The organism is Streptomyces aquilus (genome assembly GCF_003955715.1).
Classification (GTDB): Bacteria; Actinomycetota; Actinomycetes; order Streptomycetales; family Streptomycetaceae; genus Streptomyces; species Streptomyces aquilus.
In genome coordinates, this window is sequence record NZ_CP034463.1 from 2,772,418 (window position 1) to 2,795,442 (window position 23,025).

At 69.8% G+C, this 23,025-nt stretch carries 19 protein-coding genes; 6 read left to right on the top strand and 13 right to left on the bottom strand.

The genetic code is table 11. The features are described 5' to 3' along the window. Positions 1 to 94: 94 nt before the first annotated feature. Entirely contained in the window at positions 95 to 1,114 is a 1,020-nt protein-coding gene (locus EJC51_RS12855) for a COX15/CtaA family protein (RefSeq protein WP_126271201.1), read from the top strand. Here the strand turns inward: EJC51_RS12855 and EJC51_RS12860 are convergent. The 4 genes from EJC51_RS12860 to EJC51_RS12875 all read right to left on the bottom strand — a co-directional run bounded on the left by EJC51_RS12860 (position 1,069) and on the right by EJC51_RS12875 (position 4,437). Beyond that, the gene (locus EJC51_RS12860) at positions 1,069 to 1,800 is read right to left on the bottom strand and encodes a nucleotidyltransferase domain-containing protein (protein WP_126271202.1); all 732 of its coding nucleotides are present in this window, start codon (positions 1,798 to 1,800) and stop codon (positions 1,069 to 1,071) included. The genes EJC51_RS12855 and EJC51_RS12860 overlap by 46 nt on opposite strands. A gap of 83 nt (positions 1,801 to 1,883) precedes the next feature. After that, complete coding sequence (locus EJC51_RS12865) at positions 1,884 to 2,990, bottom strand: amidohydrolase family protein (RefSeq protein ID WP_126271203.1); 1,107 nt, start codon at positions 2,988 to 2,990, stop codon at positions 1,884 to 1,886. Between the two features lie 100 nt (positions 2,991 to 3,090). Continuing rightward, the gene (locus EJC51_RS12870) at positions 3,091 to 3,423 is read right to left on the bottom strand and encodes a hypothetical protein (protein ID WP_126271204.1); all 333 of its coding nucleotides are present in this window, start codon (positions 3,421 to 3,423) and stop codon (positions 3,091 to 3,093) included. Positions 3,424 to 3,483: 60 nt separating this feature from the next. Next, positions 3,484 to 4,437, bottom strand: coding sequence for a heme o synthase (locus tag EJC51_RS12875; RefSeq protein WP_079308846.1), 954 nt, complete (start codon positions 4,435 to 4,437; stop codon positions 3,484 to 3,486). Positions 4,438 to 4,818: 381 nt separating this feature from the next. Here EJC51_RS12875 and tkt point away from each other — a divergent pair, with 381 nt between their 5' ends. From tkt to pgl, 5 genes are read left to right on the top strand one after another with little or no spacing between them, the layout of a single operon-like run. After that, the gene (gene tkt, locus EJC51_RS12885) at positions 4,819 to 6,906 is read left to right on the top strand and encodes a transketolase (protein ID WP_126271205.1); all 2,088 of its coding nucleotides are present in this window, start codon (positions 4,819 to 4,821) and stop codon (positions 6,904 to 6,906) included. Positions 6,907 to 6,939: 33 nt separating this feature from the next. Then, positions 6,940 to 8,058 (top strand): transaldolase, encoded by a 1,119-nt coding sequence (gene tal / locus EJC51_RS12890; RefSeq protein WP_126271206.1) that lies wholly within the window; start codon positions 6,940 to 6,942, stop codon positions 8,056 to 8,058. Positions 8,059 to 8,061: 3 nt separating this feature from the next. Then, complete coding sequence (gene zwf / locus EJC51_RS12895) at positions 8,062 to 9,600, top strand: glucose-6-phosphate dehydrogenase (protein ID WP_126271207.1); 1,539 nt, start codon at positions 8,062 to 8,064, stop codon at positions 9,598 to 9,600. Further along, positions 9,597 to 10,658, top strand: coding sequence for a glucose-6-phosphate dehydrogenase assembly protein OpcA (gene opcA, locus EJC51_RS12900; RefSeq protein WP_126271208.1), 1,062 nt, complete (start codon positions 9,597 to 9,599; stop codon positions 10,656 to 10,658). The genes zwf and opcA overlap by 4 nt, the downstream gene beginning before the upstream one ends. After that, the gene (pgl, locus tag EJC51_RS12905) at positions 10,655 to 11,437 is read left to right on the top strand and encodes a 6-phosphogluconolactonase (RefSeq protein ID WP_126271209.1); all 783 of its coding nucleotides are present in this window, start codon (positions 10,655 to 10,657) and stop codon (positions 11,435 to 11,437) included. The genes opcA and pgl overlap by 4 nt, the downstream gene beginning before the upstream one ends. 30 nt (positions 11,438 to 11,467) lie before the next feature. On the opposite strand, the gene EJC51_RS12910 is transcribed toward pgl, so the two are convergent. The 9 genes from EJC51_RS12910 to EJC51_RS12950 form a co-directional block, all read right to left on the bottom strand. Then, positions 11,468 to 12,436, bottom strand: coding sequence for a hypothetical protein (locus tag EJC51_RS12910; protein ID WP_126271210.1), 969 nt, complete (start codon positions 12,434 to 12,436; stop codon positions 11,468 to 11,470). Positions 12,437 to 12,549: 113 nt separating this feature from the next. Continuing rightward, positions 12,550 to 14,202 carry a glucose-6-phosphate isomerase gene (pgi, locus tag EJC51_RS12915; RefSeq protein ID WP_126271211.1) on the bottom strand — a complete coding sequence of 551 codons (1,653 nt, stop codon included), beginning with the start codon at positions 14,200 to 14,202 and terminating at the stop codon, positions 12,550 to 12,552. A gap of 53 nt (positions 14,203 to 14,255) precedes the next feature. Then, a complete protein-coding gene (locus EJC51_RS12920; RefSeq protein ID WP_126271212.1) occupies positions 14,256 to 15,524 on the bottom strand; it encodes an MFS transporter in 1,269 nt (422 codons plus the stop codon). Between the two features lie 150 nt (positions 15,525 to 15,674). Beyond that, complete coding sequence (locus tag EJC51_RS12925; protein WP_003976875.1) at positions 15,675 to 16,010, bottom strand: RNA polymerase-binding protein RbpA; 336 nt, start codon at positions 16,008 to 16,010, stop codon at positions 15,675 to 15,677. 199 nt (positions 16,011 to 16,209) lie between these two features. After that, positions 16,210 to 16,440: a preprotein translocase subunit SecG gene (secG, locus tag EJC51_RS12930; protein ID WP_059197350.1), complete on the bottom strand. Its 231-nt coding sequence runs from the start codon at positions 16,438 to 16,440 to the stop codon at positions 16,210 to 16,212. Positions 16,441 to 16,542: 102 nt separating this feature from the next. Next, positions 16,543 to 17,319: a triose-phosphate isomerase gene (gene tpiA / locus EJC51_RS12935; RefSeq protein ID WP_097262532.1), complete on the bottom strand. Its 777-nt coding sequence runs from the start codon at positions 17,317 to 17,319 to the stop codon at positions 16,543 to 16,545. Between the two features lie 6 nt (positions 17,320 to 17,325). After that, positions 17,326 to 18,537: a phosphoglycerate kinase gene (locus EJC51_RS12940; RefSeq protein ID WP_126271213.1), complete on the bottom strand. Its 1,212-nt coding sequence runs from the start codon at positions 18,535 to 18,537 to the stop codon at positions 17,326 to 17,328. Positions 18,538 to 18,662: 125 nt separating this feature from the next. Next, entirely contained in the window at positions 18,663 to 19,673 is a 1,011-nt protein-coding gene (gap, locus tag EJC51_RS12945; RefSeq protein WP_126271214.1) for a type I glyceraldehyde-3-phosphate dehydrogenase, read from the bottom strand. Between the two features lie 255 nt (positions 19,674 to 19,928). Continuing rightward, entirely contained in the window at positions 19,929 to 22,880 is a 2,952-nt protein-coding gene (locus EJC51_RS12950; protein WP_126271215.1) for a M14 family metallopeptidase, read from the bottom strand. Positions 22,881 to 23,025 lie beyond the last annotated feature (145 nt).

The window sequence follows — 23,025 nt, forward strand, 5'->3', positions numbered from 1 at the left end:
CTGGGAGTGGTCCGCTCTTCCGCTGGAAATGGTCCGCTGGGAGGAGGTGGGACCACGGACCCCTCGTGAAAGCGTGCACAAGCAGCCCCCTACGATGGACCCCGTGCCAAAGCTGACCCGCGCCGACGCCACGGACGCCGTGCGCAACCCCCTCGCCTTCATCGCCGCACGCTGGACCCCGGAACCCCGGACGGTGCAGCGGGCGGCTCTCGCCGCGCTCGTCATGTCGGTGGTCATCGTGGTCACCGGCGGCGCGGTGCGGCTGACCGGCTCGGGCCTCGGCTGCCCGACCTGGCCCAAGTGCACCGACGACTCGCTCACCACCACGAGCGCCATGGGCGTGCACGGCGTGATCGAGTTCGGCAACCGCATGCTGACGTACGTCCTGTGCGCCGCGGTCGGCTGGGCCATCATCGCCGCGCGCTCGGAGAAGCCGTACCGGCGCAGCCTCACCCGGCTCGGGTGGGCCCAGTTCTGGGTCGTGATGAGCAACGCCGTCCTCGGCGGCATCGTCGTCCTCGTCGGCCTCAACCCGTACACGGTCGCCGCGCACTTCCTGCTCTCCACCGCCCTGATCGCGGTCGCCACGGTGATGTGGCAGCGCACCCGGGAGGGCGACGACGCGCCGCGTCCGCTGGTCGGCAAGTCGGTGCAGCAGCTGGTGTGGTTCCTGGTCGCCGCGGCCGTCCTGCTGATCGCGGTGGGCACGGTCGTGACCGGCTCGGGCCCGCACGCGGGTGACTCCAGCGAGGTCGAGCGGATGCCGCTGGACTGGGAGACGGTCAGCAAGCTGCACGCCGTGCTGGCGTGGATCGTGGTGACCCTGACGTTCGCCCTGTGGTTCGTCCTCAAGGCCGTCGACTCCCCCAAGGGCCCGCTGGACCGCACCCGCGACCTCTTCCTGGTCCTGCTCGCGCAGGGTGTCATCGGCTACGTCCAGTACTTCACCGATCTGCCCGAGATCCTCGTCGGCCTGCACATGTTCGGCTCGTGCCTGGTGTGGATCGCGGTCCTGCGGGTGCTGCTCGCGCTGCGCGAGCGGCCCGAGGTCGAGGTCACGCTGCCGGATCAGCCGTACGCCGCCACGAGCTCGTCGATCGCCGGGCCCAGGTAGCCCCGGGTCAGCTCGCCCCTGCGCGCCGCCCACGCCTCGGTGGTCGGCGCGGGCGTCCGCTCGTACCGCCGCGCCCGGATGTCCTCGACGGGCGCGCCGAGTTCCGGCAGCAGCTCCAGCGCCTCCCGCTTGGACAGGAGCCGTCCGTCGCGCAGGGTGGCGGTCGCGCGGGCGAAGGTCGTCAGGCCCACGTCGACCCAGGGGGCCTGCCGCCACCGCGCCGCCTTCGCGAGCTTGGGCCGCCAGAAGTCCCGCTGATCGCGTACGACGAACTCGTCCAGTTCGAGATCCAGCACCGGCGGCAACAGCCCCGTGGGCGCCTTCCCGTGCAGCACCCGCCCGAAGGTGTGCAGTTCACGCCGGGTCACCGGGGTGACCGGGCGCTTGAACAACCGCTGGTGCGCCCAGGTCAGATGGGACCGCCGGGAGTCCTCCACCGCATCCGGCGTCAGATACGTGCAGTGCAGCAGCCCGGCGAGCGGCTCGTTCCGCAGCCGCGCGTGCAGCGTCGCGAGCCGCCAGGTGGTGTGCCGGGTGAGGGGGCCGTCCAGGACGGCGATCAGGTCGAGGTCGCTGCGGCCCTCCTGGTAGTCCCCGCCGGCGAGCGACCCGTGCGCCCACACGGCGAGCGGGTCCAGCGGGGCGAGGCCGGACAGGAAGCGGTCGAGTAACGCGTCGGTCTGCATGCCCTCATCCTGTACAGCGCGTACGGGTTCGTACACCCCGTACGCGTGACTCCAGGGCGGACAGGTTCATACCCCCGTAGGCGTCACTCCAGCCCGTACACCCGGCGCGCGTTCCCCGCCGCGATCAGCCCGGCCACCCGCTGCGCGTCCGCGAGCGACCACGCCCCCTCGGCGACCCACGTGCCGAGGACCCGCCCGAGGGCCTCGCGGAACAACCGCGCGCCCACCACATGCAGTTCCGGCAGTCCCTGGGCGCCGCTGGAGAAGAGGATCTTGCCGAAGGGGGCGAGTTCCAGGATCTCCGCCAGGACGGTCGCCGCCCGGGCCCCCGTCCGCACGAGCGCCGCGCCCGAGTCGGCGTAGACGTGCGGGAAGACGCCCGCGAGATGGGCGGCGTGCCGGTGGTACGGGTAGCCGTGCAGCAGGACCAGGTCGGTGCCGAGGCCGGCCGTGGCGCGGACGAAGTCGGTGAGCAGCACGGGGTCCGTGCGGTCGATCCGCTGGCCCGGCTCACCGAGCCCGGCGTGCAGTTGGAGCGGCAGTCCCGAGGCGACGGCGATCCACAGCAGATGCCGTAGCAGCACCGGATCGGTCAGTTCGCCGCCCACCCGGCGGCCCGCCAGCCACCGCCCGGCCGCGCCCCGCACCTCACCCGCCCCCGGCGGTTCGGGGGCGAGGGCGAGGCCGTGCCGTACGCCCGCCACCGAGGTGAAGGCGACCGCGCTCGTGGCCGCCCCGTGCACGGATTCCGCGAGGTTGGCGAGGAAGGACTCGACGGTGCCGGAGGTGTCGGCGACCTGTTCGGCGAGGAGTTCGAGCCGCACGATCTCGCGGGCCTCGGCGTCCGACGCCACCGCCATCTCGTCGGGGCCGGTCAGATCGCCGGGCAGGCCCGCGTCGACGAGGAACGTCGTGATGCCACTGCCCCGCAGCAGCCTGCGGCCCGCTTCCAGTACGCCGAGTTCACGGCGCTGGGCGAGATAACGGGCGGGCGGGCAGTGCGGTTCCAGGCCGAGCAGGGGTGGACACCATCGCCGTACGGCGAAGCCCGTCTGGGTGTCGAAGAGGGTCGTACCGGGGGCGGGCGGCCCCTCGGTACGGGCCAACTGGGCCTCGAAGGTGCCGAGGCCCAGCTCGGTTCTCAGTACGCCGTGGCAGTACTGGTCCACGAGGGACGGCGTTTCGATCATCCGGACTCCCGCGGTCGGCCCCTGTCCTACTACGGGGCCTAACGGGTGAACGGGGCGTCAGGTGATGCTCTCGCACACCCGGTGTGAAAACCGGCGCGCGTCAGTCGTTGGCGGGGCCGCCCACCTGGATGCCCGCCATGCGGCTCCACTCGTAGCGGCCGGTCTTCACCTTGGCCGCGAACTCGCCGTCGAAGTCCTCGTGGACGGTGAGGCCGGACTTCTCGACGGCCTTCTGGGCGATCTCGTAGGTGGGGGCGACCAGGTTGCCCCAGTTGCCGTCCTCGCCGACGAGGGCGATCCGGGCGCCGCGCTGGCCGAGGTAGGCCACCTGGCCCTCGGCGCCGCCGTGTGCCTTGGAGAAGGCGGTGATCTGCTTGGCGAGCTTGGCCGCCTTGCGGTCCGCCTTCGCGTCAACCTGCTGCGTGTCTGCCATGGCCAGGATGCTACCGACGAGTAGATCAATCGGCGACGGGCGGGGTGCGTGACCCTTGCCTCAGCGCAGGAACGGGTCCACGGCGATCGCCACGAAGAGCAGCGACACATAGGTGATCGACCAGTGGAACAGGCGCATCTCCTTCAGCTTCGCGCCCGTCACCTCCGCCTTCGCGCGGTTCTGGAGCGCGTGCGCCTCCCACAGCCACCAGCCGCCCGCGACCAGGGCGACCAGCGTGTAGAACCAGCCGGTGTAGCCGAGGGGGGTCAGGAGCAGGGAGACGGCGACCATCACCCAGCTGTAGATGACGATCTGCTTGGCGACCGTCTTGTTGGAGGCGATGACCGGCAGCATGGGCACGCCCACGCGCGCGTAGTCCTCCTTCACCTTCATGGACAGCGGCCAGTAGTGCGGCGGCGTCCAGAAGAAGATGACCAGGAAGAGGATGACCGGCGCCCAGGTGAGGGAGTTCGTCACGGCCGACCAGCCGATCAGGACCGGCATGCAGCCGGCGATGCCGCCCCACACGATGTTCTGTGAGGTGCGGCGCTTGAGGATCATCGTGTAGACGACGACGTAGAAGAGCAGCGCGCCGAGGGACAGCCAGGCCGACAGCCAGTTGACGGTCAGCCCGAACAGCAGCGTCGAGACGACCGCGAGGCTGATGCCGAAGACCAGGCACTCGCGCGGCGACACCATGCCGGTGACCAGCGGACGCTGCGAGGTGCGGTCCATCAGGGCGTCGATGTCCCGGTCGATGTACATGTTCAGCGCGTTCGCGCCGCCCGCCGACAGGTAGCCGCCGACGCAGGTGAGCAGCACCAGCGTCAGGTCGGGCACACCCTGCTCGGCGAGGAACATCACCGGAACGGTGGTGATGAGCAGGAGCTCGATGATCCGCGGCTTGGTCAGCGCCACGAATGCCTTGACACGGGCCCCGAACGGCCGGTGACTCGAGCGCTTGCTCTCCCCCAGCACCCCGGCTGGACGGGATTCGACGGCCGTCACGCACACCCCTACAGAGACATCCCAGCAAGCCCCAGCCGTGTGAAGTCCCGGTAAAGGCCCGCGCGTACCACGCCACTGTAGACGTTGCCCATACCCCGACATTCGCGGGGGTGGGGTCGTGTTGGGAGGCACCCCCGGATGAACGGCTCAGGAGGGTGCCGGAAGAGCCGATCCGCACTCGGTTGAGCACTCGAACGAGCGCGTCCGTATTCAGTTGCCGAATGACGGTTCGGCCCAGTCAGGAGGCGGATCGTCTCGACTCCCGGCAGTCTGGAATGACGCGCAAAAACGCACGTACATACGGGGGTAGGCTCGACAACGGCCGGGGCGCCCCGTGCACCGGCATTTTCGACATGCCTGACATGTGGAGAGGAGCCCTGACCCAGGGTGAGCACCAAGCCGACCACCACAGACCTCGAGTGGACCGAGCTGGACCAGCGGGCCGTCGACACCGCCCGCGTCCTGGCCGCCGACGCCGTACAGAAGGTCGGCAACGGCCATCCGGGTACGGCGATGAGCCTTGCCCCCGCCGCGTACACCCTCTTCCAGAAGGTGATGCGGCACGACCCGGCGGACCCTGAGTGGGTCGGGCGCGACCGGTTCGTGCTGTCCGCGGGCCACTCGTCCCTGACCCTGTACACGCAGCTCTACCTGGCCGGCTTCGGCCTGGAGCTGGACGACCTGAAGTCGTTCCGGACGTGGGGCTCGAAGACCCCCGGTCACCCGGAGTACGGCCACACCAAGGGCGTGGAGACCACCACCGGTCCGCTGGGCCAGGGTGTCGCCAACGCGGTGGGCATGGCCATGGCCGCCCGCTACGAGCGCGGTCTGTTCGACCCGGAGGCTCCGCAGGGCGAGTCCCCCTTCGACCACTTCATCTACGCGATCGCCGGTGACGGCTGCCTCCAGGAGGGCATCTCCGCCGAGGCGTCCTCCCTCGCGGGCCACCAGAAGCTCGGCAACCTGATCCTGCTGTGGGACGACAACCACATCTCGATCGAGGGCGACACCGAGACGGCCGTCTCCGAGGACACCGTCAAGCGGTACGAGGCGTACGGCTGGCACGTCCAGCGTGTCGCCCCGAAGCCGGACGGCGACCTCGACCCGCACGCCCTCTACGACGCCATCGAGGCCGCGAAGAAGGTGACGGACAAGCCGTCCTTCATCGCGATGCGCTCGATCATCGCCTGGCCCGCCCCGAACGCGCAGAACACCGAGGCCGCCCACGGCTCGGCGCTCGGCGACGACGAGGTGGCCGCCACCAAGCGCGTCCTCGGCTTCGACCCGGAGCAGACCTTCGAGGTCGCCGACGAGGTCATCGCCCACACCCGCCAGGCCCTCGACCGCGGCCGTGAGGCCAAGGCCGAGTGGGAGAAGCAGCTCCAGGAGTGGCGCAACAACAACGCGGAGCGCGCCGCCGAGTTCGACCGCATCGCCGCGGGCGAGCTGCCCAAGGGCTGGGAGGAGAAGCTCCCGGTCTTCGAGCCCGGCAAGGGCGTCGCCACGCGTGCCGCGTCCGGCAAGGTGCTCCAGGCGCTCGGCGCGGTGATCCCCGAGCTGTGGGGCGGCTCCGCCGACCTCGCGGGCTCGAACAACACCACGATCGACAAGGCCTCCTCGTTCCTCCCCGCGGACAACCCGCTGCCGGAGGCGAACCCGTACGGCCGCACGATCCACTTCGGCATCCGCGAGCACTCCATGGCCGCGGAGATGAACGGCATCGCGCTGCACGGCAACACCCGCATCTACGGCGGCACGTTCCTCGTGTTCTCCGACTACATGCGCAACGCCGTCCGCCTGTCGGCCCTGATGCACCTGCCGGTGACGTACGTGTGGACGCACGACTCCATCGGTCTGGGCGAGGACGGCCCGACGCACCAGCCGGTCGAGCACCTCGCCTCGCTGCGCGCCATCCCGGGCCTGAACGTGGTCCGCCCGGCCGACGCCAACGAGACGGCCATCGCCTGGCGCGAGATCCTCAAGCGCTGGACCAAGGTCTTCGGCAAGGGCGCCCCGCACGGCCTCGCGCTGACCCGCCAGGGCGTGCCGACGTACGAGCCCAACGAGGACGCCGCCAAGGGTGGTTACGTGCTCTTCGAGGCGTCGAACGGCACCCCGGAGGTCATCCTCATCGCCACCGGTTCCGAGGTGCACGTCGCCGTCGAGGCGCGCGAGCAGCTGGAGGCCGACGGCGTTCCCACGCGCGTGGTGTCCATGCCGTCCGTGGAGTGGTTCGAGGAGCAGGAGCAGGGGTACCGGGACAGCGTCCTGCCGCCCGCCGTCAAGGCCCGTGTCGCGGTCGAGGCCGGGATCGGTCTGACCTGGCACAAGTACGTCGGTGACGCCGGTCGCATCGTTTCCCTGGAGCACTTCGGTGCTTCCGCCGACGGCAAGGTCCTTTTCCAGGAGTTCGGCTTCACTGCCGAGAACGTGGCCGCGAAGGCCCGGGAATCCCTGGCCGACGCCCAGCGCTGACGCTGACATACGACACGTAGGAGATGTAATTCCATGACAGACGCACTCAAGCGCCTCTCCGAAGAAGGCGTCGCGATCTGGCTGGACGACCTGTCGCGCAAGCGGATCACGTCCGGCAACCTCGCCGAACTGATCGACCAGCAGCACGTCGTGGGCGTCACCACCAACCCGTCGATCTTCCAGAAGGCGATCTCCCAGGGCGACGGCTACGACCAGCAGCTGTCCGACCTCGCCGCCCGCAAGGTCACCGTCGAAGAGGCCATCCGCATGATCACGACGGCGGACGTCCGTGACGCCGCCGACATCCTGCGCCCGGTCTTCGACGCCACCGGCGGCCAGGACGGCCGCGTGTCGATCGAGGTCGACCCGCGCCTGGCCCACAACACCAAGGCGACGGTCGCCGAGGCCAAGCAGCTCGCGTGGCTGGTCGACCGCCCCAACACCCTCATCAAGATCCCGGCCACCAAGGCGGGCCTGCCGGCCATCACCGAGGTGATCGGCAACGGCATCAGCGTCAACGTCACGCTGATCTTCTCGCTGGAGCGCTACCGCGAGGTCATGGACGCCTACCTCGCCGGTCTGGAGAAGGCCAAGGCCAAGGGCCTCGACCTGTCCCTGATCCACTCGGTCGCCTCCTTCTTCGTGTCCCGCGTGGACACCGAGATCGACAAGCGGCTCGACGCGCTCGGCACCGACGAGGCCAAGGCCGCCCGCGGCAAGGCCGGTGTCGCCAACGCCCGGCTCGCCTACGAGGCGTACGAGGAGGTCTTCTCGTCCGACCGCTGGGCCGCCCTCGACAAGGCGCAGGCCAACAAGCAGCGCCCGCTGTGGGCCTCGACCGGCGTGAAGGACCCCGCCTACAAGGCGACCCTGTACGTCGACGAGCTGGTCGCCCCCAACACGGTGAACACCATGCCGGAGGCCACCCTCCAGGCCACCGAGGAGAGCGGCGAGATCCGCGGCAACGCCGTCGCCGGCACCTACGAGCAGTCCCGCGCGGAGCTCGACGCCGTCGAGAAGCTCGGCATCTCGTACGACGAGGTCGTGCAGCTGCTGGAGGACGAGGGCGTCGAGAAGTTCGAGGCGTCCTGGAACGACCTGCTCAAGTCGACCGAGGCGGAGCTGGAGCGCCTCGCACCCTCGGAGGGCTAAACCTTGCCAGCCTTTTCCGGTTCCGGAGCGAACCCGCTTCGTGACCCCGCGGACCGACGGCTCCCGCGTATCGCGGGGCCGTCGGGCCTGGTCATCTTCGGCGTCACGGGCGACCTGTCCCGTAAGAAGCTCATGCCCGCCGTGTACGACCTCGCCAACCGGGGTCTGCTGCCGCCGGGCTTCTCCCTGGTCGGCTTCGCACGCCGGGAGTGGGAGCACGAGGACTTCGCCGCCGAGGTCCACGACGCCGTCAAGGCGCACGCCCGTACGCCGTTCCGTGAGGAGGTCTGGCAGCAGCTCATCCAGGGGATGCGCTTCGTCCAGGGCACCTTCGACGACGACGACGCGTTCGAGCGGCTGCGCGGCACCATCGAGGAGCTCGACAAGGCGCAGGGCACGGGCGGCAACTTCGCCTTCTACCTGTCGGTGCCGCCGCGCTCCTTCCCGGTGGTCATCCAGCAGCTGAAGAAGCACGGCCTCGCCGACCAGTCCGCCGGTTCCTGGCGGCGCGCGGTCATCGAGAAGCCGTTCGGCCACGACCTGAAGTCGGCCGAGGATCTCAACAAGGTCGTCCACGAGGTCTTCGCCCCGGACCAGGTCTTCCGTATCGACCACTACCTGGGCAAGGAGACCGTCCAGAACATCCTGGCGCTCCGCTTCGCCAACCAGATGTTCGAGCCGATCTGGAACCGGTCCTTCGTGGACCACGTGCAGATCACCATGGCCGAGGACATCGGCATCGGTGGTCGCGCGGGGTACTACGACGGCATCGGCGCGGCCCGTGACGTCATCCAGAACCACCTCCTCCAGCTCATGGCCCTCACGGCCATGGAGGAGCCCTCGTCCTTCGACGCGGACGCGCTGGCCGCCGAGAAGACCAAGGTGCTCGGCGCCGTCCGGCTGCCGAAGGACCTGGGCCGGGACACCGTCCGCGGTCAGTACGCCGAGGGCTGGCAGGGCGGCGAGCAGGCGGTCGGCTACCTCCAGGAGGAGGGCATCGACCCCAAGTCGAAGACCGACACGTACGCCGCGATCAAGCTGGAGGTCGACAACCGCCGCTGGGCGGGCGTCCCCTTCTACCTGCGCACCGGCAAGCGGCTCGGCCGCCGGGTCACGGAGATCGCGGTCGTCTTCCAGCGGGCTCCGCACTCCCCCTTCGACTCGACGGCGACCGAGGAACTCGGCCAGAACGCGATCGTCATCCGCGTCCAGCCGGACGAGGGCATCACCGTCCGCTTCGGCTCCAAGGTGCCCGGCACCTCGATGGAGATCCGGGACGTGTCGATGGACTTCGCGTACGGCGAGTCCTTCACGGAGTCCTCGCCCGAGGCGTACGAGCGTCTGATCCTCGACGTGCTGCTCGGCGACTCGAACCTCTTCCCGCGCACCGAGGAGGTCGAGCTGTCCTGGAAGATCCTCGACCCGATCGAGGAGTACTGGGACAAGCACGGCAAGCCCGCCCAGTACCCGTCCGGTACGTGGGGGCCGGTCGAGGCGGACGAAATGCTCGCACGCGAGGGACGGAGCTGGCGCCGGCCATGAAGATAGACCTCACGGACACCACCGCCAGCAAGATCAACAAGGCGCTGGTCAAGGGCCGCCGGGCCATCGGCACGCCGGCCGTCGGCATGGTGCTGACGCTGGTCATCGTCACGGACGAGGAGAACGCGTACGACGCGCTCAAGGCCGCCAACGACGCGTCGCGCGAGCACCCCTCGCGCACGCTGGTGGTCATCAAGCGCGTCTCGCGCTCGCCCCGCGACCGGACGAAGTCCCGCCTGGACGCCGAGGTACGGGTGGGCGCGGACGCGGGCACCGGCGAGACGGTCGTGCTGCGGCTGTACGGCGACGTCGTCAACCACGCCCAGTCGGTCGTCCTGCCGCTGCTGCTGCCCGACGCCCCCGTGGTCGTCTGGTGGCCGGTGGACGCGCCGCTCGACCCGGCGAACGACCCGCTGGGCGCGCTGGCCCAGCGCCGGGTCACCGACACCTATGCGTCGGAGCAGCCGGTACGGGACCTGGGCGCCCGTGCCGACACCTACACCCCCGGCGACACCGACCTGTCCTGGACCCGCATCACGCCCTGGCGCTCGATGCTGGCGGCGGCCCTCGACCAGGTCACCGTGGACGTCAAGGGCGTCGAGGTGGAGGGCGAGGAGTTCAACCCGAGCTGTGAGCTGCTGGCGATGTGGCTCGCGGACCGGCTGGACGTGCCGGTGAAGCGGTCGCTGTCCTCGGGGCCCGGCCTCACCGCGGTCCGCATGGACACCAACCACGGTCCGATCGTCCTCGACCGCGCGGACGGCGCCCTCGCGACGCTGTCCATCGAGGGTCAGCCGGACCGTGCGGTGGCGCTCAAGCGGCGCGAGACGGCCGAGCTGATCGCGGAGGAGCTGCGGCGCCTCGACCCGGACGACACGTACGCGTCCGCGCTGCGGTTCGGGGTGGAGAAGCTGAACGTCGCTTCGGCGACGGACGGTGCCCCGGCTGCGGGCGGTGTCCCGGCTGCCGTCGAGACGCCTGTGGAGGAGGCCGTGAAGGCTCCGGCGAAGAAGGCCGCCGCCAAGCGCGCCCCGGCCAAGAAGGCGGCGGCGAAGTGAGCACTCCGCAGCTGGTCGTGCACCGCGACAAGGAGCTGATGGCCCAGGCCGCGGCGGCCCGCCTGATCACGAAGATCGTGGACGCGCAGGCCTCCCGGGGCCAGGCGTCCGTGGTCCTCACCGGCGGCCGCAACGGCAACGGCCTGCTGGCCGCGCTGGCGGCGGCTCCGGCCCGGGACGCGATCGACTGGGGCCGGCTCGACCTGTGGTGGGGAGACGAGCGCTTCCTGCCCGAGGGCGACCCGGACCGCAATGTCACGCAGGCCCGCGAGGCCCTGCTGGACGCGGTGCCGCTCGACCCGAAGCGGGTGCACGCCATGCCCGCCTCGGACGGCCCCTACGGCGCCGACGTGGACGCGGCGGCGGCCGGGTACGCGGAGGAACTGGCCCGCGCGGCCGTCCCCGAGAACCACGGCTCGGTGCCGACCTTCGACGTCCTGATGCTGGGCGTCGGCCCGGACACGCACGTGGCGTCGCTGTTCCCGGAGCTCCCCGCGGTGCGCGAGACGGACCGCACGGTGGTCGGCGTCCGCGGCGCCCCCAAGCCGCCGCCGACCCGGGTCACCCTCACCCTGCCCGCCATCCGCGCCGCCCGCGAGGTCTGGCTCCTGGCGGCGGGCGAGGACAAGGCCCAGGCCGCGGCGATCGCCCTGTCGGGCGCGGGCGAGATCCAGGCCCCGGCAGCCGGCGCCCAGGGCCGCTCCCGCACCCTGTGGCTCCTGGACGCGGCAGCGGCCTCCCAGCTGCCACGCTCGCTGTACCCGCCGGCGTCACCCTGACGCCTTCGGCCCGCTGAGGAACCCGTACGGTCAACTTCCGTACGGGTTCCCGCCGTTGTAGGGGTTTCCGGAGGGCGGGCCGTACGGGTTGGTCCCCTGGTTGTACGGGCGCCCCGGCTGCGGCCCGTACGGGTTGCCGGGCGGGGGGCCGTACGGGTTGCCGTAGGGACTGCCGCCGTACGGATTGCCCTGCGGCGGGACGTACGGCGGGGTGCCCGGCGGCATGGGTGGGGCGTTCGGCGGCATCGGTGGGATGTACGGGGTCGGTGTGGCCGGGTGAGCCTTCAGGCGGATGCCGTACTGCTGGTCCAGGCGGCGCATCTCCAGCAGCGCGATCGCGGTGACCGTCACCGGTGCGCCCAGGATGAACAGGACGCCCATCCCGAGGCTGAGGCCGTGCAGGTCGCCGGTGAGGAGGTCGGGCAGGGCCATCAGCCAGCTGGTGACCGTGGCGAGCAGCGGCGGCAGACAGCGGTGCACGCCCGCGGTGCCGAAGAAGTTCGCGCCGACGTGCCAGGCACCGCGGGCCACGAATCCGGCCAGCCAGATCACCAGCGGGCCGAGGAGCAGGATGAACAGCCCCGCGCCGCCCGCCGACTGCAACAGCAGCACCGTGATCACGATCGATCCCACGAAGGCCAGCAGCAGCTTCAGCGAGTTGAACAGCGGGGGCTTCAGCACCCGGATGTCGCCGTCGCGCTTCCACACCAGCAGCATGACGCCGACCGTCAGCGGCGTGATGAAGAGCAGGACGACGGACGCCGTCAGCATGTTCTCCAGCATCTCGTCGAAGGCGAAGCCGCCCTCGACGAAGGTGTAGACGCCGACCGCCGCGACCGTCCCGGCGATGAGGCGGATCTTCTTGAGCTGCTCGACCGCCGGGTCGATGGACTCCGGGATCCACGCCGGATGGAACACGGCCCGCGCGACGTGCTTGGGTTTCCACAGGTCCCTCGCCGCCAGCGAGCCACCTGTCCAACTGCCTTGCGAGCCAGCCACTTTGCCCTCCCCCGAGCCATGGCCTCCATGATCGTCGGGGATTCTACGGGAAGCGGACGCCCCTGCACCGCCCGCTTTCCCGCATCGAGAACAATCGAGAACGTCCGCGGCGGTTACCGGCCGCGCAGCTCGCGGTACTTGGCGACCAACGCCCGCGTCGAGGCGTCCAGCCCCGGCACGTCCGCGCCCTCGGTCAGCGCGGGCTCGACCCGCTTGGCGAGCACCTTGCCCAGCTCGACACCCCACTGGTCGAAGGAGTCGATGTTCCACACGGCGCCCTGCATGAACACCTTGTGCTCGTACAGCGCCACGAGCTGCCCGAGCACGGACGGCGTGAGCTCCTTGGCGAGGATCGTCGTCGTCGGGTGGTTGCCCAGGAACGTCTTGTGGGCCACCAGCTCCTCGGGCACCCCCTCGGCCCGCACCTCGTCCGGCGTCTTGCCGAAGGCCAACGCCTGCGTCTGGGCGAAGAAGTTGGCCATCAGCAGGTCGTGCTGCGCCTTCAGCCCCTCACTGAGCTCGGCCACCGGCTCGGCGAAGCCGATGAAGTCCGCCGGGATCAGCTTGGTGCCCTGGTGGATCAACTGGTAGTAGGCATGCTGCCCGTTGGTGCCGGGCGTGCCCCACACCACCGGCCCGGTCTGCCAGTCCACGGCGAGCCCGTCGCGTCCGACGTACTTGCCGTTGGACTCCATGTCGAGCTGCTGGAGGTAGGCGGTGAACTTGGACAGGTAGTGGCTGTAGGGCAGCACCGCGTGTGACTGCGCGTCGTGGAAGTTGCCGTACCAGATGCCCAACAGGCCAAGGAGCAAAGGCACGTTGGACTCGGCGGGGGCGGTGCGGAAGTGCTCGTCGACGATGCGGAAGCCGTCGAGCATCTCCCGGAAGCGGTCCGGGCCGATGGCGATCATCAGGGAGAGACCGATCGCCGAGTCGTAGGAGTACCGTCCGCCGACCCAGTCCCAGAACTCGAACATGTTCGCCGTGTCGATGCCGAAGTCGGCGACCTTCCCGGCGTTGGTCGACAGGGCCACGAAGTGCTGGGCGACCGCTTCCTGACCGGCCTTCAGCTCACCGAGCAGCCACTCGCGCGCCGAGGTGGCGTTGGTGATCGTCTCGATGGTCGTGAAGGTCTTGGACGCGATGACGAACAGCGTCTCCGCCGCGTCCAGGTCGCGGGTGGCCTCGTGCAGGTCGGCACCGTCGACGTTCGACACGAAACGGACGGTGAGGTCGCGGTCGGTGTAGGCGCGCAGCACCTCGTACGCCATCGCGGGGCCGAGGTCGGAGCCGCCGATGCCGATGTTGACGACGTTCTTGATGCGCTTGCCGGTGTGGCCCGTCCACTCCCCCGAGCGGACCCGGTCGGCGAAGCCGGCCATCTTGTCGAGGACGGCGTGCACCTGCGGGACGACGTTCTCCCCGTCGACCTCGACCACCGCGTCACGCGCCGCCCGCAGCGCGATGTGCAGGACGGCACGGTTCTCGGTGGTGTTGATCTTCTCGCCGCGGAACATGGCGTCCCGCAGCCCGAACACGTCCGTCGCGGCGGCCAGTTCACGCAGCAGCCGCAGGGTCTCGTCGGTGACCAGGTGCTTGGAGTAGTCGATGTGCAGGTCGCCGACCTGCGCCGTGTAGCCGGTACCGCGCCCGGGGTCGGCGGCGAACAGCTCGCGCAGCCGCACCTCGCCGAGTTCCTCGCGGTGCTTGGCCAGAGCGGTCCACTCGGGCGTCTGGTTGAGCCTGGTACGGCCGTCTGCGTTCATGTCCGACTTCCGCCTTCTTTTCGTGCCTGTCCCAGCCGGTCCAACCTAGTTGATCAGCGGGGGACGTGAGCTGTCGTGGCGCTGTCCTGCGGTGCAACAACAGGTACGTCCCGCTTGAACGCCGGTATCAACGAGGCGACGGACAGCGTGAAGAACGCGGCGGCCAGCAGCGCCGGGGTGTTGAGTCCCCAGGCCGTGGCGACGGCCCCGCCCAGCAGGGCTCCTATGGGTGCCCCGGCGACGCCCAGGGTCCGGAAGGCGGAGCTGACCCGGCCGAGCATGTCGGCGGGGCTGCGCTGCTGCATGAGGGTCGTGGTGTTCACGTTCCACACCATGCCCATGAGTCCGAAGAGGGCCATCGCGGCGACCAGCGCGAGCAGGCTGCGGACGGTTCCCATGACGACGAGCGCGCCGATCTGCACGCTCCCCCCGAGCAGTACCGCCCGCACCCGGCCCACCCGGGAGACGAGCAGCCGGTTGACCGCTCCCCCGGCCAGCGAGCCGACGGTGTAGGCCGTCGTCGCCACCACGAACCCGGTGTGGCCCGCGTCCAGCCAGCCGGTCACCAGCAGCACCATGGTCGCGATGAGGGCGCCCACGCCGATGTTGCACAGGGCGGTGGCAGCGCACAGGCCGCGCAGGGCACGGTCGCGGGCCAGGGTGCGCAGGCCCTCGGTGATCTCCCGGCGCAGGGTGCTGCCCGCCGGTCTGGGCCCCCGGGCGGGGGACGCCGGCCGCAGTGAGGCCACCAGCGCGGCGGCCAGCAGGAAGGTCGCCGCGTCGGCCGCGAAGGGCAGCGCGGCGCCGCCCGCGAGCAGCAGCGGCACGACGGGGGCGCCCAGCAGTCCGCCCGCGATCTTCTGCCCGGTCATCAGCCGGGCGTTGGCGCTGCCGAGGGCGTCGTCGTCGACCAGGGACGGCAGCAGGGCCGTGGAGGCGTTGTCGAAGAGGGTCTGGAACGTGGTCAGCGCGAAGGCGAGCGCGATCAGCAGGCCGATGGAGGCGTGGCCGAGGCCGACGGCGACCGCGAAGCAGGCGACGAGCAGACCGCGTAGGGCATCCACCGTCCACATCGCGCGCCGCTGGTCCACGCGGTCGGCGACGGCGCCGCCGAGCAGTCCGAAGACCAGCCAGGGCAGATAGCCACAGGCGGTGACCGCCGCTATCGCCAGGGGCTCGTCGGTCAGCGTGGTGGCCAGCAGGGGCAGCGCCGCCGTACGCAGCGCGTCTCCGAAGCTGGAGAGCACGGCGGCACCCCACAGCCGCCCGAACCCCCCGCGCCACGCGGGCGCACGCCCGCCCGCAGCCTCGACCGTAGCCACGGCTCCCCCTCACGATTCACCTGCACCGAAGCGATGCACAAACCGTAGAGGTCACCACTGACAGTCGGTCGGGCCTGTGGACAACTCAGGCGCCCGCGGTGAAAACAGCTCCGGCCAGACACCCCTCGGTGCCTGGCCGGCTCTCAACTCCTAGATCTCGCCCCGCAGTTTGGCGAGCGCCTCGGCGAGGATCGCCTCGCCGTCCGCGTCGCTGCGCCGCTCCCGTACGTACGCGAGGTGCGTCTTGTACGGCTCGGTACGCGGCGGGTCCGGCGGGTTGTCCCGGTCCTGTCCTGCGGGGAAGCCGCAGCGCGGGCAGTCCCAGGTTTCGGGAACCTGCGCGTCGCTGGCGAAGCTGGGCTGCGTCTCGTGCCCGTTGGAGCACCAGAAGGAGATGCGCAGTCGGGGCGCGGACTCGCCCCGCTCGGCCTCGCCCATCGGCCCCGCCCCGACCCGGCTTCCTCGGATCGCGTTGCCACTTGCCACGGTCGTAACTCCCTGCGTGATGGTGCCGCGAAGCGAGTCGGCGTTTCGCTTCGTTGCGAGCGCCTCAGTCTACGTAAGGCCCAACGCGCGTCCAGTGATTGGAGTTACAGCCCCCACATCTAGACGCAAGCCCCATGATAGGCCGCGCTCAGGGGCGCGTACCGAACATGGGGCCTTACGTACGGAATGTGCGTGGCGGTCAGTTGTTCGTCTTCATCAGGAGACCGAGCACGATGATGCAGGCGAACCAGAGCAGACCGACCACGATGGTGATCCGGTCGAGGTTGCGCTCGGCGACGGAGGAACCGCCGACGGACGACTGCATGCCGCCGCCGAACATGTCGGAGAGGCCGCCACCCTTGCCCTTGTGCATCAGCACCAGCAGCATCATCAGCGCGCTGAAGACGATCAGGGCGATCGAGAACCCCATAACCACGGCTGGACCAACTTCCTCGGATCTGGACGGACGACAGGGGCACAGCCACCGGGCTGTGCCCCCGCAAGGGTACGACGGATCGCCGCTACCGCATACTTACTGGTCGCGGAAGCGCACGATCTTGACGAACTCGTCGGCATCGAGCGAGGCACCGCCCACGAGCGCACCGTCGATGTCGGCCTGCGCCATGATCTCGGCGACGTTGCCGGACTTCACGGAGCCGCCGTACTGGATGCGGACCTGGTCGGCCAGCTCCTGCGTGTACAGCTCGGCGAGCTTGCCGCGGATGGCGGCGCAGACCTCCTGGGCGTCCTCGGCGCCGCAGACCTTGCCGGTGCCGATGGCCCACACCGGCTCGTAGGCGATCACGACGGACTCGGCCTGCTCGGCCGGGAGGTCCTTCAGACCGCCCTCGACCTGGGCGAGGGTGTGGGAGACGTGGTTGCCCGCCTCGCGGACGTCCAGCTCCTCGCCGACGCACAGGATCGGGGTGAGGCCGTGCTTGTAGGCGGCCTTGACCTTGGCGTTGACGATCTCGTCGGTCTCGGCGTGGTACTGGCGGCGCTCGGAGTGGCCGACGGCCACGTACGTGCACTTCAGCTTGGCCAGCATCGCGCCGGAGATCTCGCCGGTGTAGGCGCCGGAGTCGTGCGCCGAGAGGTCCTGGGCGCCGTACTTGATCTTGAGCTTGTCGCCGTCGACCAGGGTCTGCACGGAGCGCAGGTCGGTGAAGGGCGGCAGGACGGCGACCTCTACGGCCTCGTAGTCCTTGTCGGCCAGGGCGAAAGCGAGCTTCTGGACGTGTGCGATGGCCTCGAGGTGGTTGAGGTTCATCTTCCAGTTACCCGCCATGATCGGCGTGCGAGTGGTCATGCGGGGTCAGTCCTCCAGTGCGGCGAGGCCGGGGAGCGTCTTGCCCTCGAGGTATTCGAGGGAGGCGCCGCCGCCGGTCGAGATGTGGCCGAACGCGTTCTCGTCGAAGCCCAGGATGCGGACGGCCGCGGCGGAGTCGCCACCGCCGACCACGGTGAAGGCCTGGGAGTCGAGGAGAGACTGGGCGACCGCCTTGGTGCCCTCGGCGAATTCGGGGTGCTCGAAGACGCCCATCGGGCCGTTCCAGAAGACGGTGGCGGCGTCGGTGATCTTCGAGGCGTACAGCTTGCCGGACGCGGGGCCGATGTCCAGGCCCATCCGGTCGGCGGGGATGGCGTCCGCGGCGACGGTGGTGGCGTCGGCCGGGGCCTTGGTCTTCAGGTCCGGGAACGCGGGCGCGACCACGGCGTCGACCGGCAGGGCCAGCTCGACGCCGGTCTTCTCGGCGCGTTCGATGTACTCCAGGACCGCGGGGATCTGGTCCTCCTGGAGCAGGGAGGCGCCGACCTCGTGGCCCTTGGCCTTGAGGAAGGTGAAGGCCATGCCGCCGCCGATGAGGATGCGGTCGGCCTTGCCGAGCAGCTCGTCGATGACGGCGAGCTTGTCGGAGACCTTGGCGCCGCCGAGGACGACCACGTAGGGCCGCTGGACCTCGTCGGTGAGCTTCTTCAGGACGCCGACCTCGGTGGCGATGAGGTAGCCGGCGTAGTGCGGCAGCCGGGCCGGGAGGTCGAACACCGAGGCGTGCTTGCGGTGCACCGCACCGAAGCCGTCACCGACGTAGACGTCCGCGAGGGCGGCGAGCTGGTCGGCGAACTCGCCGCGCTCGGTGTCGTCCTTGGAGGTCTCACCGGCGTTGAAGCGCAGGTTCTCGATGACCGCGACCTGGCCGGGCTGCAGGCCGTTCACCGCGTCGTGCGCGGCGGGACCGACCGTGTCCTGGGCGAAGGCCACGGAGCCACCCAGGAGTTCGCCGAGCCGCTCGGCGGCCGGAAGCAGGGAGAAGGCGGGGTCCGGGGCGCCCTTGGGGCGGCCCAGGTGCGAGGCCACGACCACCTTGGCGCCCGCGTCCGCGAGGGCCTTGACGGTGGGCAGCACGGCGCGGATGCGGCCGTCGTCGGTGATGCGGCCGTCGGCGAGCGGCACGTTGAGGTCGGCGCGGACGAAGACCCGCTTGCCGTCCACGCCTTCGGCGAGAAGTTCGTCGATCGTCTTCATGAAGGAACTCCTGGTGAGGGTGCTCTGATCGTACGAGAGCTGATCTGCACGTGAGTCAGGGCCCGGGCGGCGCGTCCCTGCGCCGCCCGAGCCCTGCTCTCATGTCAAGGTGCCTGCTCTGTGGATCAGAGCTGGTTGCCGACGAAGACCGTGAGGTCGACGAGGCGGTTGGAGTAGCCCCACTCGTTGTCGTACCAGCCGAGGATCTTCACCGACTTGCCCTCCTGGACCATGGTCAGGGAGGAGTCGAAGGTGCAGGAGGCCGGGTCGCTGACGATGTCCGAGGACACGATCGGGTCCTCGGTGTAGAACAGGATGCCCTTGAGGTCGCCGTCGTCGGCGGCCTTCTTGAACGCGGCGTTGACTTCGTCCTTGGTGACCTCGCGCTGGAGCTCGACGACCAGGTCGGTGGCCGAACCGGTCGGGACCGGCACGCGCATCGCGATGCCGTCGAGCTTGCCCTTGAGCTGCGGGAGGACCAGGGCGGTGGCCTTCGCGGCACCCGTCGTGGTCGGGATGATGTTCTCGGCGGCGGCGCGGGCGCGGCGCAGGTCCGAGTGCGGGAAGTCCAGGATGCGCTGGTCGTTGGTGTACGCGTGGACCGTCGTCATCAGGCCCTTGACGATGCCGAAGTTCTCGTCCAGAACCTTGGCCATCGGCGCCACACAGTTGGTGGTGCAGGAGGCGTTGGAGATGACGTGGTGGTTCGCCGGGTCGTACTTGTCCTGGTTGACGCCCATCACGATGGTGATGTCCTCGTCCTTGGCCGGAGCCGAGATGAGGACCTTCTTCGCGCCACCGGCGATGTGCTTCTCGGCGTCGGCCTTCTTGGTGAAGATGCCGGTCGACTCGATGACGATGTCGACGCCCAGCTCGCCCCACAGGATGTCGGCGGGGTTGCGCTCCGACAGCACCTTGATGGTGTGGCCGTCGACCGTGATCGTGTCGGCGGTGTGCGACACCTCGGCCTTGAGGCGGCCCAGGATGGTGTCGTACTTCAGCAGGTGAGCGGTGGTCGCGGTGTCACCCAGGTCGTTGACAGCCACGATCTCGATGTCTGCACCCTGCTCCAGCAGCGCGCGGAAGTAGTTGCGACCGATACGACCGAAGCCGTTGATGCCTACGCGGATCGTCACGAACCGATCTCCTCGTTGGTACGCCGGCTATGCGGTGCCGGCGAGCTCTGTTTGGGATGTCCCCGACCGCCTACGACCCTACCTCTCCGACGCCTCCTCGGTGACATCGAGATGCCCCATACACGGGCAGGCGGTCCGTACCCGCCAGTAGGGGTACGGACCGCCCGGGCCGAAAGGCCATATAGCTCGAATTGACTACGGAGAGTCAGTCAGTGTTGACCAGCACACTCCCCGCTCGTACGTGTTTGTCCGCGCTCATCCGTTGAGTGCGGCGAGCGCCTTTCCGAGCAGTGCCGTGCGGTCGGCCGCCGCGGTGACGTGCTCCAGGCCGAAGCCCAGCAGCACGGTGTCGTCCGTGGTGACCGCGCCGTACGTCTTGAACAGTTCGCCGGCACGTCCCCAGTCCTTGACGACCGCCGGGCTGCCCGCGGGCGGTCCGGGGACGCTCCAGGCACCCAGCGAGGTCTCGAAGCCCTCGGTCTCGGTGGCCTGGCCGCCGATGACGACGGAGGCGTTGTCGACGAGGACGCCGCGTCCGCCGCTGCCCGGGTCGGTGATGTAGCTGATGGAGATCTCGACCTTCTTGCCCGCGTAGGCGGACAGGTCGAAGGCGACCTGCTGCCAGCCGGCCGAGGCACCCGTGAAGCTGTTCCACTGGCCGCTGGTGCCGGTGTTGGTGCAGCCGCCGGAGCCCAGGGTCAGATACCGCTTGAGCGCGGGGTGGGCCGCGATGAAGTACCCGGCCTCGCACTCGACGGGTACGGCGTTGCTGGTCGCGCCGTTCTTCTCCGGAAGCGTCGTCCAGTCGTCGGCCCCGGTCGTGTGGGCCTCCAGGACGGCGTGGTCGTAGCCCTCCTCGGTGTTCCACAGCATCCGGGTCTGGAACGTGGGCGCCTGCGCGGCGGTCACGTTGGTGAGGTCGATGGTGCGGGTGAGGCGGTTCCAGGCGTAGTCGCTGTGCGTGACGGCGGCCATGGAGGCGCCTTCGTAGGGACCGTACGGGTTGACGGTGCCGGGGTAGCTGCCCCCGCCCGCGCTGGCGAACTGCGGGAACGTGGCGGCCGGCAGGTTGTCGGAGGTGACGCTGAACGACCCGGCGGTGTCGAGCGGGTTGCCCGGCGCCGCGCCGAGGGCCGCGCCGGCTCCGGCGAGCTTGCCGCTGCCCTGGAAGGCGGTGGCGTTCGGCAGCGAGGTGCGGGTGTAGGCGCCCAGGTAGTACTGGCTGAAGTCGTTCGACAGGGTGCCGCCGCCGAGGTCGACGTTGCCGCCGGCCCGCTCGCCCGCCTCGATCAGCTTGCCGCCCTCGTTGAGGAAGGCGCGCAGCTGAAGCTGCGTGGCGTTGCCGGGGACGCTCGCGCCCGTGTAGTGGACGACGGTCTTGAAGTGGTCGAGCACGCCGAGCGCGTCGGGCGCACCCTGGGTGGCGACGTCCCAGACGATCGCCTTGCGGCCGTTGGCCTTCAGGGCGTCGACGTAGGTCTGCGCCTGGGTCGCGGTCGCGCCCTCCTCGGCGACGACGAGTGTGTCCGCGCGCGGCCGTTCGGCGACCGTGTAGGTGAAGTGCTGGCTGGAGGTGCGCTTCTTGTCGCGCGTCTCGCCGGTGAACCACACCTCGACCTTGTCGCCCGGGTCGCCTTCGGGGACCTTGGCGCGGTACTCGTCGAAGTAGAGGTTGTCCTCACCGCCGTACGTCTCGCCGCCCTTCCACGCGCGCAGCGGCACGTCGTGCGTGTGGCCGCCGTTGACGCGGTACTTGAGCTCCTTGTCGCGCACGGCCCTGCGCACGACGACGGAGACCTCCTGGTCGGCGCCGCGCGAGTAGGACGTGGTGAAGGTCTTCGGGGTGAAGTCGGCGGCCTTCAGGCCGAGCGAGGACTTCGGCTGGTCGGGCTGCTTCGCCGACTCGGCGACGGAGAGCGCGAACGGGATGTTCTTCTCGAACTCCTGCTGGATCAGCTTCTCGTCGTCCGGGAAGTTGAACACCGACTGGCAGTCGGCCGCGTTCCACTGGTCGTTCGGGTCAAGGTCCGAGGCGGTCTGGCAGGTCGACATCTCGGGCGTGTACATCGCCAGGCCGTTGACGTTCGACGCGTGGCCGTCCGCCTCGCCGTTGGTGGTGTAGAGCTCCGAGGAGACCTGCGGACGGTAGCCGGGGATCGCGGAGTTGTCGGGGGTTCCGGCGAGCGCCTTGTACATGACGTCGTCCGGGGTGTCGGTGGCCACCTGCCAGCCGACCCCGTAGAGGAGGAGTTCGGCGGCGGAGTGGTAGTTGACGCCGTACGTGAAGCCGATCCGCTTCTCGAACGCGTCCAGGGCCTTGGTCTCGGGCTCGGAGCTCGGTGCCGTGCCGCGGTAGGTCTCGCTGGTGGGGTTGGGGGACGAACCCTCGTTGTCGTAGCCCCACTTGTAGGCGAAGTTGCGGTTCAGGTCGACGCCGTCACCGATGGCGATGGAGCCGTCGCCGTTGTTGTCGTGGAGGTTCTTGCGCCACAGGCGCTGGTCGGTGCCGGTGAACGTGTAGTCGTAGCCGTCGGGGTTGGCCGAGAGGACGAACCACAGTTCGGTGGAGTCGACGATCTTCTTGATCCGCTTGTCGGTCTTGTAGTGGTCCAGGTAGTAGTGCATCAGCCGGCGGGTCATCTCCGGCGTGATCCACTCGCGCGCGTGCTGGTTGGACAGGTAGAGGACGGCGGGCTTGCCTCCGTCCTTGGTCTGCTTCGCGTTCTTGGTCAGTTTGAGCGCGAGGATGTCCTGCCCGTTCACCGTCTTGCCGATGGAGACGGCCTTGGTGAGGCCCGGGTTGGCCTGGGCGGTGGCGAGGATCTCCTGCTTGAGGCCGCCGCTGCCGCTGTAGGGGCGGTACACGCCCTCGGCCGCGGCCTCGACGCGGGCCTCGGCCTTGGCGGAGAGGGCGTGCTCGGTAAGGTCGACGCCCTGTTTCTCCAGCTTGTCGGCCTGTTTGTCGGTGAGGTAGACCTCGACGGTCGCGGTGCCCTTCGCGGGTACCTGCTCGCTCAGTTCGTGGCCGTCCTGACCGGCCGCCAGCAGCAGGGGTACCTGCGCGCTGGTGACGTCGGCCCGGTAGACCTTGACCTCGTCGGGACCGGGAGAGCCGCTGCTCTCCGCAGCCTGGGCGACGGGCACGAGGCCCGCGCCGCCCAGGAGGAGTGCGCCAACGGCGAGGATCGGTCTCGCTCTTCGACTCATGTGCCCCCCTTGCAGTGGTCCGCCACAGCAGCGAACAGATGCCAGGCTCATGACACTTCATGATCCAGTCAAGGGTGCCTCACTGACATGCAAAAGCCGGTGCCGTTCACCCAAGCGGGCGGCGGCACCGGCGTCCTGACGGTGG

Coding starts and splice junctions, on each gene's coding strand:
- EJC51_RS12860 (WP_126271202.1), bottom strand. CDS start 1,800: ATGCAGACCGACGCGTTACTCGACCGCTTCCTGTCCGGCCTCGCCCCG.
- EJC51_RS12940 (WP_126271213.1), bottom strand. CDS start 18,537: ATGAAGACGATCGACGAACTTCTCGCCGAAGGCGTGGACGGCAAGCGG.
- EJC51_RS12855 (WP_126271201.1), top strand. CDS start 95: ATGGACCCCGTGCCAAAGCTGACCCGCGCCGACGCCACGGACGCCGTG.
- pgi (WP_126271211.1), bottom strand. CDS start 14,202: ATGAACGCAGACGGCCGTACCAGGCTCAACCAGACGCCCGAGTGGACC.
- opcA (WP_126271208.1), top strand. CDS start 9,597: ATGAAGATAGACCTCACGGACACCACCGCCAGCAAGATCAACAAGGCG.
- EJC51_RS12950 (WP_126271215.1), bottom strand. CDS start 22,880: ATGAGTCGAAGAGCGAGACCGATCCTCGCCGTTGGCGCACTCCTCCTG.
- tal (WP_126271206.1), top strand. CDS start 6,940: ATGACAGACGCACTCAAGCGCCTCTCCGAAGAAGGCGTCGCGATCTGG.
- EJC51_RS12870 (WP_126271204.1), bottom strand. CDS start 3,423: ATGGCAGACACGCAGCAGGTTGACGCGAAGGCGGACCGCAAGGCGGCC.
- EJC51_RS12865 (WP_126271203.1), bottom strand. CDS start 2,990: ATGATCGAAACGCCGTCCCTCGTGGACCAGTACTGCCACGGCGTACTG.
- tpiA (WP_097262532.1), bottom strand. CDS start 17,319: ATGACCACTCGCACGCCGATCATGGCGGGTAACTGGAAGATGAACCTC.
- secG (WP_059197350.1), bottom strand. CDS start 16,440: ATGGGGTTCTCGATCGCCCTGATCGTCTTCAGCGCGCTGATGATGCTG.